This window comes from Pseudomonas sp. LBUM1664, from assembly GCF_059695895.1.
The window spans coordinates 2,994,519-3,008,127 of sequence record NZ_CP166791.1; the positions used below are offsets into that span (position 1 = coordinate 2,994,519).

General features: G+C 60.0%; 13 protein-coding genes. 4 read left to right on the forward strand and 9 right to left on the reverse strand.

Translation table 11 applies throughout. The features are described from left to right. Nucleotides 1–16 precede the first annotated feature (16 nt). The 3 genes from gnd to ACA047_RS13985 are packed head-to-tail and all read left to right on the forward strand — an operon-like array spanning nt 17 to nt 3,371. Complete coding sequence (gnd, locus tag ACA047_RS13975; RefSeq protein WP_497360348.1) at nt 17–1,021, forward strand: phosphogluconate dehydrogenase (NAD(+)-dependent, decarboxylating); 1,005 nt, start codon at nt 17–19, stop codon at nt 1,019–1,021. Next, nucleotides 1,018–2,538 (forward strand): glucose-6-phosphate dehydrogenase, encoded by a 1,521-nt coding sequence (zwf, locus tag ACA047_RS13980; protein ID WP_497359891.1) that lies wholly within the window; start codon nt 1,018–1,020, stop codon nt 2,536–2,538. The genes gnd and zwf overlap by 4 nt, the downstream gene beginning before the upstream one ends. Next, nucleotides 2,535–3,371 (forward strand): HAD family hydrolase, encoded by an 837-nt coding sequence (locus ACA047_RS13985; RefSeq protein WP_497359893.1) that lies wholly within the window; start codon nt 2,535–2,537, stop codon nt 3,369–3,371. Before zwf ends, ACA047_RS13985 begins: the two co-directional genes overlap by 4 nt. Here the strand turns inward: ACA047_RS13985 and nhaB are convergent. The 3 genes from nhaB to ACA047_RS14000 form a co-directional block, all read right to left on the reverse strand. Next, a complete protein-coding gene (nhaB, locus tag ACA047_RS13990; RefSeq protein ID WP_497359895.1) occupies nt 3,359–4,861 on the reverse strand; it encodes a sodium/proton antiporter NhaB in 1,503 nt (500 codons plus the stop codon). The genes ACA047_RS13985 and nhaB overlap by 13 nt on opposite strands. Before the next feature lie 94 nt (nt 4,862–4,955). After that, complete coding sequence (locus ACA047_RS13995) at nt 4,956–6,245, reverse strand: NHL repeat-containing protein (RefSeq protein ID WP_497359897.1); 1,290 nt, start codon at nt 6,243–6,245, stop codon at nt 4,956–4,958. Between the two features lie 188 nt (nt 6,246–6,433). Continuing rightward, a complete protein-coding gene (locus tag ACA047_RS14000; protein WP_497359899.1) occupies nt 6,434–6,700 on the reverse strand; it encodes a hypothetical protein in 267 nt (88 codons plus the stop codon). A gap of 340 nt (nt 6,701–7,040) precedes the next feature. On the opposite strand from ACA047_RS14000, the gene ACA047_RS14005 reads away from it, so the two are divergent. Then, a complete protein-coding gene (locus tag ACA047_RS14005; protein ID WP_497359901.1) occupies nt 7,041–8,366 on the forward strand; it encodes a sigma-54 dependent transcriptional regulator in 1,326 nt (441 codons plus the stop codon). 45 nt (nt 8,367–8,411) lie between these two features. Here ACA047_RS14005 and fapF read toward each other — a convergent pair whose 3' ends face one another. The 6 genes from fapF to fapA all read right to left on the reverse strand — a co-directional run bounded on the left by fapF (nt 8,412) and on the right by fapA (nt 13,363). Continuing rightward, complete coding sequence (fapF, locus tag ACA047_RS14010; RefSeq protein ID WP_497359903.1) at nt 8,412–9,695, reverse strand: fibril amyloid transporter FapF; 1,284 nt, start codon at nt 9,693–9,695, stop codon at nt 8,412–8,414. A 46-nt stretch (nt 9,696–9,741) separates the two neighbouring features. Further along, nucleotides 9,742–10,488 carry a fibril amyloid subunit FapE gene (gene fapE / locus ACA047_RS14015; RefSeq protein WP_497359905.1) on the reverse strand — a complete coding sequence of 249 codons (747 nt, stop codon included), beginning with the start codon at nt 10,486–10,488 and terminating at the stop codon, nt 9,742–9,744. A 59-nt stretch (nt 10,489–10,547) separates the two neighbouring features. Continuing rightward, nucleotides 10,548–11,228, reverse strand: coding sequence for a fibril amyloid maturation endopeptidase FapD (gene fapD / locus ACA047_RS14020; protein ID WP_497359907.1), 681 nt, complete (start codon nt 11,226–11,228; stop codon nt 10,548–10,550). A 63-nt stretch (nt 11,229–11,291) separates the two neighbouring features. Continuing rightward, nucleotides 11,292–12,272, reverse strand: coding sequence for an amyloid-like fimbrin subunit FapC (fapC, locus tag ACA047_RS14025; protein ID WP_497359909.1), 981 nt, complete (start codon nt 12,270–12,272; stop codon nt 11,292–11,294). A gap of 63 nt (nt 12,273–12,335) precedes the next feature. After that, nucleotides 12,336–12,914, reverse strand: coding sequence for a fibril amyloid subunit FapB (fapB, locus tag ACA047_RS14030; RefSeq protein WP_497359911.1), 579 nt, complete (start codon nt 12,912–12,914; stop codon nt 12,336–12,338). Between the two features lie 2 nt (nt 12,915–12,916). Then, nucleotides 12,917–13,363, reverse strand: coding sequence for a functional amyloid chaperone FapA (gene fapA, locus ACA047_RS14035; RefSeq protein WP_497359913.1), 447 nt, complete (start codon nt 13,361–13,363; stop codon nt 12,917–12,919). Between the last annotated feature and the right edge of the window lie 246 nt (nt 13,364–13,609).

Here is a 13,609-nt window from a genome sequence, read left to right on the forward strand (position 1 = left end):
CCTTTGACACACCTTTATTTGTAGTAGGGAGCATCAGCACATGCAACTCGGGATTATCGGACTGGGCCGCATGGGCGGCAATATTGCACGGCGCCTGATGCTCAATGGGCACACCACCGTCGTCTATGACCGCAATGCCGCTTTTGTCGAAAACCTGAGCCAGGAAGGCGCCAAGGGCGTTGCGGACCTGCCGGCGCTGGTCGCCGGGCTGGATAAGCCGCGGGCGGTCTGGGTCATGTTGCCGGCCGGCGCACCCACCGAAGACACAATCAATGCGCTGAGCAACCTGCTGGAGCCCGGCGACGTCATCATTGATGGCGGTAACACGTACTACAAGGATGACATGCGTCGCGCCCAGGCGTTATCGGAAAAAGGCTTGAGTTACATCGACGTCGGCACCTCCGGCGGCGTTTGGGGCCTGGACCGCGGTTACTGCATGATGATTGGCGGTGATGCCGAAGTGGTAAAGCGCCTGGATCCGCTGTTCGACAGCCTGGCCCCGGGCATGGGCGATATCCCGCGCACTCGCGATCGCCAGTCCGATGACGACCGTGCCGAACGCGGCTATATCCATGCGGGCCCGGCTGGTTCCGGGCATTTCGTGAAGATGATCCACAACGGCATCGAATACGGAATGATGCAAGCCTTCGCCGAGGGCTTTGACATCCTCAAGACCAAATCCAGCGAAAGCCTGCCGCCTGAACAACGTTTCGACCTGAACGTGGCCGATATCGCCGAAGTCTGGCGCCGTGGCAGTGTCGTTTCGTCGTGGTTGCTGGACCTGACGGCTGATGCATTGGCCAGCGATCCAAAGCTGGACGGTTATTCCGGTGAAGTGGCCGACAGCGGTGAAGGGCGTTGGACCATCGAAGCGGCCATCGAGCAAGCGGTGCCGGTCCCGGTGCTGTCCAGTTCGCTGTTCGCCCGTTTCCGCTCCCGTCAGCAAAGTACTTATGGCGACAAAATGCTCTCGGCCATGCGCTTCGGCTTTGGCGGCCACGTGGAGACACCGAAAAAATGACCTCTATCGGCAGCAAATCCAAGGCAGACCCCGCGCCGCCGACCACGTTGTTCCTGTTCGGCGCCCATGGTGATCTGGTCAAGCGGTTGCTGATGCCGGCGCTTTACCACCTTAATCGTGACGGTCTGCTGGGCGATGGGCTGCAGATCATCGGTGTCGACCACAACGCCATCAGTGATGTGGACTTCGCCAAGAAACTCGAGGACTTCATCCGTAACGAAGCGGCGAACAAGGGCGGCGACCCAGACCGGGCACTCGACCCGGCGCTGTGGACCCGGCTGGCCAGGGGGATCAGCTACGTTCAGGGTGATTTCCTCGATGACAGCACTTATCAAGCGTTGGCGGCGAAAATCGCCGCCAGTGGTACTGGTAATGCCGTCTTCTACCTGGCGACCGCGCCACGCTTTTTCAGTGAAGTGGTCAACCGCCTCGGCGCTGCCGGGCTGCTTCAGGAACACAGTGATGCCTTCCGGCGTGTGGTAATCGAGAAGCCGTTCGGCTCCGACCTGCAAACCGCCGAAGCGCTGAACGCCTGCCTGCTCAAGGTCATGAGCGAGAAACAGATCTATCGGATCGACCATTACCTGGGCAAGGAAACGGTGCAGAACATTCTGGTCAGCCGTTTCTCCAACAGCCTGTTCGAGGCGTTCTGGAATAACCACTACATCGACCACGTACAAATCACCGCCGCTGAAACCGTCGGTGTGGAAACCCGTGGCAGTTTTTATGAACACACCGGAGCCCTGCGGGATATGGTGCCCAACCACCTGTTCCAGTTGCTGGCGATGGTAGCCATGGAGCCACCGGCTGCTTTTGGCGCAGACGCGGTACGTGGGGAAAAGGCCAAGGTCGTGGGGGCGATTCGGCCCTGGTCGGTGGAGCAGGCCCGCGCCAACTCCATACGCGGTCAGTACACCGCCGGTGAAGTGGCTGGCAAGCCGGTCAACGGTTATCGCGAGGAGGCCAATGTCGCGGCCGACAGCAGCACTGAAACCTATGTCGCCCTCAAAGTCATGATCGATAACTGGCGGTGGGTGGGCGTGCCGTTTTACCTGCGCACCGGCAAACGCATGAGCGTGCGGGATACGGAAATTGTCATCTGCTTCAAGCCGGCGCCTTATGCGCAGTTTCGCGATACCGAAGTCGACGAATTGCAACCTACGTACTTGAGAATTCAGATTCAGCCCAATGAAGGCATGTGGTTCGACCTGCTGGCCAAACGGCCGGGGCCAGCACTCGATATGGCGAATATAGAACTGGGCTTTGCCTACAAGGACTTCTTTGAAATGCAACCGTCCACGGGTTACGAAACCCTGATCTACGATTGCCTGACCGGCGATCAGACGCTGTTCCAGCGCGCCGACAACATTGAAAACGGCTGGCGTGCGGTGCAGCCGTTCCTCGATGCCTGGCAGCAGGACGCAACGGTCCAGGCCTACAAGGCCGGTGAAGATGGTCCAGAGGCCGCAGATGACCTGCTGACACGCGACGGTCGCGTCTGGCATGGCCTCGGATGAGTGACCCGGTGAAACACCCCATTCGCTTTTTGCTCAGTGACATGGACGGGACGTTGCTGCTGCCCGACCACAGTATCAACCAGCGCACCATAGAAGCCGTTCGTTCGTTGCGTGACGCTGGCGTGCTGTTCAGTCTCGCCACCGGGCGGCCGCCCCGGGCGATGTTGCAGCAGATCGAAGCCTTGGGTGTCGACCTGCCCACGGCCGCGTTCAATGGCGGTACGCTGGTTCATCCGGACGGCAGCTTCCTCGCCGTGCACTACCTGCCATCCGAAGCGGCGCTGACCACACTGGGCATGTATGCCGATCAGCCCGGCATCGAGGTCTGGGTATTTGCCGACGGTGAATGGCTGGTGCGTGACGCCTACGGTCCGATGGTGCCAGGTGAAGCCCGCGGCCTGGGCTATCCACCGGTGGAAGTCGAGAGTTTTGAGCCTTATCTGGAGCGCATTGACAAGATTGTTGCCACCAGTGCCAACACGGATCTGTTGGTTGAGCTGGAGGCTCGGTTGCATCCGCTGCTCACGGGCCAGGCCCAGGTGTCGCGTTCGCAGCCGATCTACCTGGACGTGACGGCGATGCAGGCCAACAAGGGGGAAGCGCTGTCGACCCTGGCCGCGTTTCTGGGGGTGCCGATGGAGCAGACGGCCGCCATGGGTGACGGTGGCAACGACCCGGCGATGTTCCATCGCGCGGGGTTGTCGATTGCCATGGGGCAGGCGGAGGAGGCCATCAAGTCTCAGGCCGATGTCATTACCGCAGCCAACACTGAAGACGGCGCTGCCCTGGCAATCGAGCGGTACATCCTGCGGGGGTTGAGTTACAACCAGTAGGTCACTGCAAACCACCCCAAGCCACCCATCACCACGGTGTAGGGCAATGCCATCCAGACCATCCGTCCATAGGACAGGCGAATCAGCGGTGCAATAGCCGACGTCAGCAGAAACAGAAAGGCCGCCTGGCCGTTGGGCGTGGCGACGCTGGGCAGGTTGGTGCCGGTATTGATGGCCACTGCCAGGGTCTCGAGCTGTTCGCGGCTCAGGTGGCCGGAGACGAAGGCTTGCTTGACCTCGGTAATGTAAATGGTCGCCACGAATACGTTATCGCTGATGGCCGACAACACGCCATTGGCGATGAACAGCATGCCTGGCTGCTGGTCGGCGGGCAGGGCCAGTACCCATTGAATCAGCGGCGTGAACAGCTGTTGATCATGAATGACCGCCACCACGGCAAAAAACACCACCAGCAACGAGGTGAACGGCATGGCGTCCTTGAACGCGTTGCCCAGTCGGTGCTCATCGGTAATGCCCGTGAACGCGGTAATCAGCACGATGACCATCAGCCCGATCAGGCCGACTTCGGCGATGTGCAGGGCCAGGCCCACGATCAGAATCAGCGCGGCGATGCCCTGGACGATCAGGGCAGCGCGTTGGCGTGACGTGCGCTCGCGGTTGTCTTGCTCGGCGTAGTCGGCCAGCACGGCGCGTACGTTTTCCGGCAGCAACGTGCCGTAACCGAACCAGCGCAGCTTTTCCAGCAGCACGCAGGTCACCAGCCCGGCCACCAGCACCGGCAGCGACACGGGTGCGACCTTCAGGAAAAAGTCCACGAAATGCCAGCCCATCTCATGGCCGATCAGCAGGTTTTGCGGTTCGCCTACCAGGGTGCATACGCCACCCAGCGCGGTGCCCACGGCGCCATGCATCAGCAGGCTGCGCAGAAAGGCCCGAAACTGATTCAGGTCTTCATGATGCTGCGACGCCAGGCCATGGTCTTCATCGACGCTGCTGTCCTGGCGCGGGTCTGCGCCCGAGGCCACGCGGTGGTACACCGAATAGAAACCCACCGCGGAGCTGATGATGACCGCTGTGACGGTCAATGCATCGAGGAACGCCGACAGGAACGCCGAGAGAAAGCAGAACATCAAGGAGAGCATTGCCTTGGAACGTACGCCCAGAAGCAGGCGCGAGAACAGAAACAGCAGCAGATCCTTCATGAAGTAAATCCCTGCCACCATGAACATCAGCAACAGGATCACCGGGAAATTGTGAAGCAGTTCGTCGTACAGCGCTTTGGGGGTGGTCATGCCCAGTACCAGGGCTTCGACCATTAGCAGCCCGCCGGGCATCAGCGGGTAGCATTTGAGGGCCATGGCGAGGGTGAAGATGAACTCCAGGACCAATATCCATCCGGCAACGACCGGGCCCAAGGTCCACAGCACCACGGCATTGAGAATCAGGAAAGTGACGATGCACGCCTTGTACCAGCGTGGTGAGTGCCCTAGGAAGTTATGCGCGAAAGCTTGAGCCATTGAACCGGACATCAGCCGCTCCTTTTAATTTGAAGCGCGCAACTTGCCGTAAGAAATGGCGAATATCAAGCGTAGGAATAAATACCGTTCGCCCGGGCGATCCGGCTCAGGCCCAATACCGAGCAACCACTGCTCGATAATTGCCAAGGAGCGAATAGCCTCCCACCAGGATTTTTCCGTCAGCCTGCACAGCCAGGGCGGTGGCGGTGTCCAGGCTGTAGCCGAGCCGTGTGCGGACCCAGCCTTTGCCCTGGCCGAAATCCGGGTCCAGGCTGGCGTCCGGCAGATGCCGGGCAAGCACGAAATCGGCCTCGATACCACCGATGGTGGCGCCGGCGGTTACGAGTTTTCCGTCCGGCTGAGCCTGGGCGGCGGTCCATTGGCTGGCGTTGTGTTCGATCTCCAGAAGCCGGCACTGGCCCAGGTTGCTGTGACAGTCGGGTTTGCCGTCCAGGTGTACTTTAAGGGACAGGCAGTGCATCGGGTCGCGGCTGCTGCCGAACGCCTGCAAATCACCGTTTTCATGTTGAACGATCTGGCTGACCATGACGCTGCGCTCCTGAGCCGTGATGGACAGGAAGCCGTCGTCGCCGAAGCTGTCATCAAGTTTGCCGGTGGGATCGTAGCGGGCCATCAAGCCTTGCTGAGGCAAATCGATGGCGCCGCCTACCACGATGTTGCCGTCGGCCTGAAGTGTCAGGCAGCCCAGCCAGGTGTTTTTCAATAAGCGCCGGACCATTACAAAACCGCGATTATTGAACGAGGTGTCCAATGTACCGTCCGTCAGCAACCGGATCAGGATGCCAACATGGTCAGACCGTTGGTAATGATGGTTAGCCAGCAGGAGAATCTTGCCATCGGCCTGGACTCGCATATCAGAGGCTTCAACCCCCGGTACGCCAGGCGGTAACCACTGATCACGCAGGCCTTGGGAGAGGTTGCCGCTGAGCCGGATGACCTGCCGCCCGGCGTTGCCGAAGTCTTGAACGGCACGGCCCTGCTGGTCGAACAGCGCCAGGGCGGGAAGGGTGCTGTCGGCGCTTTCGTAGTGCAGGCCTGATAACAGGATATGGCCGTCGGGCAATTCAATCACTTTGCCCGCTGTCGCTTCAAAGCCGCTTACAAAGGCGCCGATCACGTAGCCTCGGGTTCCGAAGCCCGGATCGGTCGAGCCGTCGTGATTGAGTCGTGCCAGCCCGAACCGGCTGCCCCGGGCTGTCTCGACCCTGGCCGCCACCAAAATCCCTGAGAGGTGGTCGATGGTCAACCCGGTGGTCATGCTTGAGGTGCTGCCGGGAAAATGGACTGAGGCTTTGCCGGTATCGGTGAAGCTGCGGTCAAGTTGCCCGGCGTGGGCCGCAGTTGTCGAGAGTGCAAACGCGGATTGATCGAGCATGCCTGCCTCTCCTTGTGCGTCGACAGGCCCGGAAGGGGGAAGACGACTGCATGAGGGCAACATTCAATCCCTGAACGTGACAGGGCACAACTGTCAGGCTCTGCAGAAACAGGGGCGATTCGTGCCAGAACAATGGCTTTTCGACCCAGTGCAAAGCCTGACAATAAATAACAGGCCTTAAGGGTATGTTATTCGGGCATGGACCAGGATTGCAGTGTGTAGCCGTCCTGGCTCAATTCGGCGCGGGCCTGTCTCAACAGGTTGGCGAGTTGAGCGGGGTCGGTATAGGCACTGCTTGGAATCTGGGTGCGGCCAATATGAGTATTGGTGCGGTCGATGACGGTCAGGCTGAGTTCGCCGTTACCGTCTTGAGGCGCCCAGGCCACGCATTGGAAAGGACGGAATGCGCGGTCGGCAATCAAAAGAGCTTCGTTGATACGGAGCGGGGCGTTCATGGCGTTATCTCTTAAATGTGCCCAATCAAATGATGTGCCGTCGGTTGGGCGTACCGTGCGGCTGGTTACTTGTACTGATGTCCGGAACCGGGGGGCAGGTCACACATTCTTCAAATAAATTTCGACTTTCTTTCAGACCAGGCTGGCGGGCTTTTGTTTGAAAGCTTCACGAAAGATTTAAGGGGGCAGCCACTAGCGGAGCGCTCACTTATAACTGGTTTGTATCAATACCGATAAGAAATCGATACAAGGATGCGTCAACTTCTTGCTACTGTTAGCTGAAGGTTTTCCAAACGATTGTTTCTACTAATATTCTTAATTTTGACGCCAAGGATCAATCATGATCGAAGCCAGCACGTCGCGTCGTTTGCTCGTGGTTGATCCCTGTGATGATTGTCATCGCCTGGTGCCAGGTTTACGCGCTATTGGCTGGGATGTTGAGAGTTGTTCCCTCGAACATGCTGGCGATCGAACCTGCGACGTTGGTCTTTTGCGGTTGCAGCCTTTTCACCTGGAGCGCCCGGAAGCGGTCAAGGAGTTGATCAGCCGCAGCGGTGCCGAGTGGATCGCCGTGCTCAGCCAGGAAGTGCTGCGCTTACAAAACGTAGGTGATTTTGTCTGCGAATGGTTTTTCGACTTCCATACCTTGCCGTTCGATGTGTCCCGGGTTCAGGTGACGCTGGGCCGAGCGTTTGGCATGGCGCGTCTACGGGGGCAGGGTTCGATTCACGTCGATCAGCCCGAACATGAATTGCTGGGCGATAGCCGACCGATTCGCGAGCTGCGCAAATTGTTGAGCAAATTGGCACCTGCCGAGTCGCCGGTATTGATTCGCGGCGAGAGCGGCACTGGCAAGGAACTGGTGGCGCGCACGCTGCACCGCCAGTCCCTACGCCGTAATAAACCGTTCATTGCCATCAACTGTGGCGCCATCCCGGAGCACCTGATCCAGTCCGAGTTGTTCGGCCATGAGAAGGGTGCTTTCACCGGCGCTCACCAGCGCAAGATCGGCCGTATTGAAGCGGCCCACGGTGGCACGCTGTTTTTGGATGAAATTGGTGATCTGCCGTTGGAGTTGCAGGCCAATCTGCTGCGTTTCCTGCAGGAGAAACACATTGAGCGGGTGGGTGGTAGCCAGCCGATTGCGGTCGATGTGCGGGTTTTGGCGGCCACCCATGTGGATCTGGAGGCGGCCATCGAGCACAAGCGTTTTCGCGAGGATCTGTACTATCGCTTGAACGTGCTGCAAGTGGTGATGGCGCCGTTGCGTGAACGCCATGGCGACCTGTCGATGCTGGCCAGTCATTTTTCCCATTTCTACAGCCAGGAAACCGGCCGCCGGCCTCGAAGCTTCAGCGACGAGGCGCTGGTAGCCATGGGCAAGCATGATTGGCCGGGCAATGTACGGGAACTGGCCAACCGTGTGCGTCGCGGCCTGGTGCTGGCGGAGGGACGGCAGATCGAAGCACTGGACCTTGGCCTGGCCAGCCAACAGGGCGTCGCTGCGCCGATGGGCACCCTCGAAGACTACAAAACCCGCGCCGAGCGCCAGGCACTGAGCGATGTGCTCAACCGACACAGCGATAACCTGAGCGTGGCGGCCAGGGTCCTGGGCGTGTCCCGGCCGACTTTCTATCGGTTGTTGCACAAGCATCAGATCCGCTGAATCAAGCCTGCCGCTATCCACAAGGGATAAGTCCCTTATCCCGCGCTAGAAGTAATACGGGAATTTAAGACTGAACGTGAAATCCGGCGCATCGTCGGTCAGCCCGATGGACAAGTTGGGCACGATGGTCAGGTTGTCGGTGGCGGCAACGGTCATGCCGATGTTGAAGTAGCCGGCGTTGGCGTCGCTGGAGACCACCGATTCCCAATCCCCGCCGTCCTGTTTGAGTTTGCTCTTCTTTTGTATCAGGTCAGAGACCGAGAACGACATGCTCATCTTCTCGTTCAAGGCAAAGGCAATGCCCGCGCCGATTTGGAAGCTGTCGCCTATCTGCACCTTGCCCGGTGTCTTCTGATTGACCGTGGAGCTGATGTCGTCGAATGACTCTTCGAAGTTATGGGTGTAGGAAAGGGTGCCAAACAGTACGGCGGGGTCGAAGGTCTTGACCAGCGAGAGCCCGGGCGTGATCGACCAGACGCCGTTGCCGGTGGGCAAGTCCTCAGGTACGAACAGGTTGGTGTTGGCCTGGGATTGGCGCAGCTTGATGCCAAAGGGGTCCTTGCCGGTAGGGGCCTTGACGCGCAGGGTTACCACCGCGTCCGGGCTGTTGACCGACTCATCCATGAACTTGTAGGCGAGGCCGACGTTGACGTCACCGATGGTAGGGTCGCGGGAGACCGTTTCTTCGCTGGTCACCCCGGCTGCGCCTTGATTGGCGCCGCCCGACTGGTACGTGGATTGGCGGTAAATCACTGGCACGTTGAGGTCGAACTGCCAGCGATTGTCGAAGTTGTAGCGGCCGGTGAGGTCCAGCGTCCAGGTGTCGGCCTTGATGCGGTCCAGATTGATGTTGCCCAGGAAAATCGAATCCAGGGCCAGGAAGCCGTTGAGGATCAATTGCCGCGTGTCGTAGCGCGAATAGGTCACACCGGTTTCGAAGCTGAATTTGCCGCCGCCGAAGAAGCCGCTGGCCTCGTCATACAGGTTGGAGACGCTCTGGGCGGGCTGAGAGTCATCAGCCAGGGATTGCCCGTAGCCGCTGCCACCGGCCGTTGCCGAACCGCTGCCGGCCACGCTCGGGTTGCCTTTCATGTCTGCCGGGGATTTGGCCAGACGCTTGGGCGGTGGGGCGACCGGTTGTTCTTCCACCTGGCGAACCCGCTGTTCGAGCACTGCCAGGGCTTTTTGTTGAACCTCGTATCGTTGCTTGAGTTCGAGAAGTTCCTGCTTCAGGGTCTCGATGTCTGCGTCCGGTGCTGCTTGCAGCAAGGTCGCCGGGAACAACGTGCTTAAACACATCACAGCGCGCAACGATACGGATCGATACATGAAGATGCCGTCCCTATTTGCTCAGTGGTCGAAAATCATCGTGGTTTTAATACCCGAGGTTGCGTAGGCCGCGCAGCTGGGTCAGGTTGCAGTCCAGCGCTCCGGCACTGGGACCGTTATTGTTCAGCACCACGTTGAGTTGCGTCATGTTGGTGACCAGGTTGCTGTTGCCCAGCAGACGGGTGTTCTGCAGCAAGCCGCCTTGGGCTACCTGTTGCAGGGCGCTGCCCTGGTTGTTGCTGGCCTGGATCGCCATTTGTACGCCGCTGCCGGTGGCGGTGACCGAGACGCTGCCGGCGGCATTGCTGCCGCTGATGGTCTGGCCGTTAGTCAGCAACTGGCCTTGGGAGGGCTCCAGTGCGGGCGCCTGGCTGCTTTCCTTCACGTTGATGTCGACGGTGTTATAGGCGGTGTTGCCGTCGCCCGCGGCGCGGACGCTCTGGGTTACGCCCTGGCTCGTCCCAAGACCTGCGCCACCGGTGATCGTGCCGCTGCCTTCTTGCGCAGCACTGCCGTTGCCGGTCTGCGTGACGGTGGAGACATAGAACTCGGGTTTGACGGTGGCAGCCTGGATCTGCATGGAGCTGGTGGCGCCGATCAGGTCGCCGCTGGCGTTGCGCCAAGTGCTGCTCATGACGATGCCGAAGCTGATGACCCGCCCGGGCATGACATAACGACCGCGCAGTTCGGCAAGCTCCCGATCCTTGACTTCGATGGGTTTGAAACCGGCGTGGGCGTAGCCCGACACAGCCGCGGCAAGGCCGGCAAACGCCAGCCAGTGTGAAGTTTTCATGTCCTGCTCCCGGAGCGTCCTGCTCCTTTTTGTACTTATTGTTGGCAGTGGGGCGGCGATTAAAAAAAGTCGCTCTGTATGAAGCCGAAATCCATCAGTTCTGCATCCTTGACCGGGTTGAACCCGTCCAGCTTGTTACGCGCCGTCAGCGGCTGCGGAGGGCTGCGCAAGGCGTTGGTCTTGTCATAACCCGGCCCGACGATGGCAAAGACGATGCCGTTCCAGCCTTTGACGAATTCATCGTGGGCGTAGCGCTTGTGCCCCAGCACCGGGTCGCCGATGTAGACCCATTGCTTGTCGGCCCGCTGCAACACCACGAAGTGCTTGTAGCCGCGTATTTCCATCAGGACCACCACCGGAATCGTCACCGCTTCGAGTTTCTCTGGCGGTATCCGGTAGCCTCGGGCGCGCATGCCGATGCTTTCCACGTAGCGCTTCATGTCCAGCATGGAAAACCCTTGGGTGCGAACCAGGTTCTGGTCGGCGTTGACCAGCATGCCTTTGATGACGTGCTCTTCATCGACGTCAAGCCAATAGGCCTGGCGCAATACCGTGGCCAGCGCGGCGGCACCGCAACTGAAATCGGTTTTCTGCTCGACGATGTCGCTGAACTTACGCTCGCGCATACTTTGCACCGGCTTGTAGACCAGCATGCCGCCAGGCAGGGCGGCGACCGGGGTCTGCGCAGCTTCGGCTGCGCAAGTCAGGCACAGGAGCAGGAAAAGGGCAGTCGCACGCATGATCGGTACGCCTATGCAAACCAGGAAAGAAGCCCCGTTTCCGGGGCTTCGTTTCGATCGCGCCTACATGCAGGCTTTGCAGCCGGCCGCGATAGACAGCGAGTTGCTTTGCTGGTTGCCCACGCCGGCCGAAACGTTAGCCCCGCCGTTACCGGAGAAGCCGTTCATGGAGTTGCTCATGGTGGCGTTGTTGATCACAGGGTTTTTCCAGCCATCGCGGGTCAGCACTTGCTGGGTGTTGCTGCCGGCCAGTTCGAAAGTGCCCACGGCGGAGAACTTGAACTTGTCGTCATCGTGACCGCCGCCGTAACCGCCACCTTTGTTGTCCCAGCCGCCATGGTTGTCGTCTTCGACAGTGCCGGTGCCTTTGGCCTTGAAAGTGCCTGACGCGGCGTAGGCGCTGGTGAGGGTGTCGGTTTTGTAGGTCCGCACGCCTTTGTTGTCGACCACCAGGCCCGTGGAGGTTTGGTCGGCCGAGGCAGAGGCTTGTGCGACACGGCCGCCCGATACGGCGATGGCCAGGTTGTTTTTCTGTTGGTTGAAGTTGCCGGCGGTCACGTTGATGCCGATGTTGCCGGAGCCATTGTTGCCCGCGTTGGTGAGCGAGGCGTTGTTTTGGGTCGAGTTGTTTGTGACGTGGTTGTTGTTATTGACCTGCGTGGCGCTGGAGACGGCGACTGCCGAGCCGAAGATGAAGCTTTCGTCAGCGGTAGCCAGGGCCGCGGCGTTGTCCTGCTGGTTACCGTCGCCGGCAGCGACGTTGGCGCCCATGTTGCCGTTGCTGCCATTGAGCGAGTCATTGGCTCCAGCAGTGTTTTTGGTGGCCTGGTTGGTCACCACGTTGCCATCGCTGTTCTGCTCATCCAGCACGGCCGCCCCGGCTCCGGCCGTAATCGAAAGCAGTTGATCAAGCGTCGGGCCTTTGGGGCCGTGATCGCCGTGATCGTTGCCATGCCCATTACCGTTTCCACCGGCCTGTGCGGCCATTGCCATGACAGCGGCGAGAGCGAAAACCAATGGTTTGAGTGCCATTGTAGGTTTCATGGTGTTTCTCCTTGCGTGTCGTTGGTTAAGTGTCAGTATTTTCTTATGCGCACTGCGGCCGGGTCAGTCAGCGACCCGGATGCTCAGGGTGTTAGCCATGCGGTTCCCCACCCCGGCACTCTGGTTCACCTGAATCACCCCTCGGCTGCCGGTGAATGCCTGGTCGCTGGTGACGACCTGGCGACTGCCGGTTGGGGCGCCAGTTGCTCCTGAGTTCGGTAGCAACGCCACGTTCTGTTGAGAAAGGGCGCTGTCGTCAATGCTCTGCGGATGGGCACTGATGCCCACCCGCATGACATTGGCCATCTGGTTATTGGCCCCGGCGGACTGGTTGACGCCCAGCACCCCGTTGCCATTGGTGAATGAGTTGCCGTCAATGCGGGCGGTTGCGTTCATGGACGGGTTGGCCGGTGTGTCGAGGCGTTGGTGCACACCGGTGGTGGCCTGTGCGTCGGTGCCGATGGCGATGGCCCGGGTGTTGGTCTGCTGGGTCTGGTCACCGGCCGCCTGGTTGAGGTTGAAGTTGCCGGTGTAATGGCTGCCGGAATCCTGCAGGTTGGCGCTACTGACCACCGCTACGCCTGAGTCGGCGAGCACCGTGGTAGCGCTGAACAGGGCGAGTAGAAACAGGGCAGGCTTCATTTTTACTGCCCCCCCGCCAGCCGACCCAAGGGGGCCAGGCCAGAGCTGAGCGAGCGGTTGATCGTGCCGGAGATCGCACCACCGCTGCCGCCACCGTGCCCGGCACTCATGCCCGGCAGGCCGTTGGGGTTGGTCACGACGTTCAGGCCCTGCATGCCGGTGTTCGGGTTGACGGTGTCGCGGATCGACGAGCCGCTGGCAACGCTGGCGAACTCGCCGTCGCTCAGCTCGGTGCTGGTGGTCGCTTGGTTGATTCGATCGGATGGGTTGGCATTGACGGTGGTCGGGTAGGGGTCTTTGCCTCCATTGCGACCAATGGAAATAGGCTGCACGTCACGGCTGAGCACAATGACGCCGTTGCCCTCGGCCTGCACCGGCAGACTGAACGTCGCGCTGGCGGCACAGCTGATCAATAGCAGGCAGGTCAAACTTCTATCGAAAGTCCCCACGGCATCGATTCCTTCTTCGCTGGGCTGGCCCTAGTCAGCGTTGCGAAGGGGGAGAGCAGGTGTTGTGCCGCTTTTTGAAACTCTTTTAAATTCAACGAACTGTTGTTGTTTTGCGGGGGGCCGCAGACCGGATCTGTTTCATCACTGAGACAGCTCCATCGTGGTTAGTGGCCCTGCGCTATCGCTTGGCTCTGGACCCAGGCTCTGGATGGAGGTGGTGCAAGAAGCGTTTCAACAAGTTAACAG